Source organism: Mesorhizobium sp. M0174 (genome assembly GCF_040322275.1).
Lineage (GTDB): Bacteria > Pseudomonadota > Alphaproteobacteria > Rhizobiales > Rhizobiaceae > Mesorhizobium.
This window is the reverse complement of sequence record NZ_JAMYTB010000068.1, coordinates 1-986: the sequence shown is the minus strand read 5'-3', so window position 1 is coordinate 986 and position 986 is coordinate 1. Positions and strand designations below refer to the sequence as shown.

Here is a 986-nt window from a genome sequence, read left to right as displayed (position 1 = left end):
ATGGCAAAAGGTAAATTCGAGCGCACTAAGCCTCATGTGAACATTGGCACGATTGGTCACGTCGACCATGGCAAGACGTCGCTGACGGCGGCGATCACCAAGTATTTTGGCGAATACAAGCGCTATGACCAGATCGATGCGGCGCCCGAAGAGAAGGCGCGCGGCATCACCATTTCGACGGCGCATGTCGAATACGAGACCGCCAACCGCCACTATGCCCATGTCGATTGCCCCGGCCACGCCGACTATGTGAAGAACATGATCACCGGTGCCGCGCAGATGGACGGCGCGATCCTGGTGGTGTCGGCCGCCGACGGCCCGATGCCGCAGACCCGCGAGCACATCCTGCTCGCCCGCCAGGTCGGCGTGCCCTCGATCGTGGTGTTCTTGAACAAGGTCGACCAGGTCGACGACGCCGAGCTGCTCGAGCTGGTCGAGCTCGAGGTGCGTGAGCTTCTGACCAAGAACGAGTTCCCCGGCGACGACATTCCGATCGTCAAGGGTTCGGCGCTTGCCGCACTTGAAGACAGCGACAAGAAGATCGGCGAGGACGCCATCCGCGAACTGATGGCTGCGGTCGATGCCTATATACCGACGCCGGTTCGTCCGCTCGACAAGCCGTTCCTGATGCCGATCGAGGACGTGTTCTCGATCTCGGGCCGTGGCACGGTGGTGACCGGCCGCGTCGAGCGCGGCGTCGTCAAGGTCGGCGAGGAGCTGGAGATCGTCGGCATCCGTCCGACCACCAAGACGACCTGCACGGGCGTCGAGATGTTCCGCAAGCTGCTCGACCAGGGTCAGGCGGGCGACAACATCGGCGCGCTGTTGCGCGGTGTCGACCGTGAAGGCGTCGAGCGCGGCCAGGTCCTGGCCAAGCCCGGCACCGTCAAGCCGCACAAGAAGTTCGTTGCCGAAGCCTACATCCTGACCAAGGACGAGGGCGGCCGCCATACGCCGTTCTTCACCAACTACCGTCCGCAGTTCTA

Annotated in this window: 1 protein-coding gene; it reads left to right on the top strand. The window is 63.2% G+C overall.

The features are described 5' to 3' along the window. A partial coding sequence (gene tuf / locus NKJ13_RS31510) for an elongation factor Tu (protein ID WP_352741176.1) occupies positions 1 to 986 on the top strand: 986 nt, incomplete at its 3' end.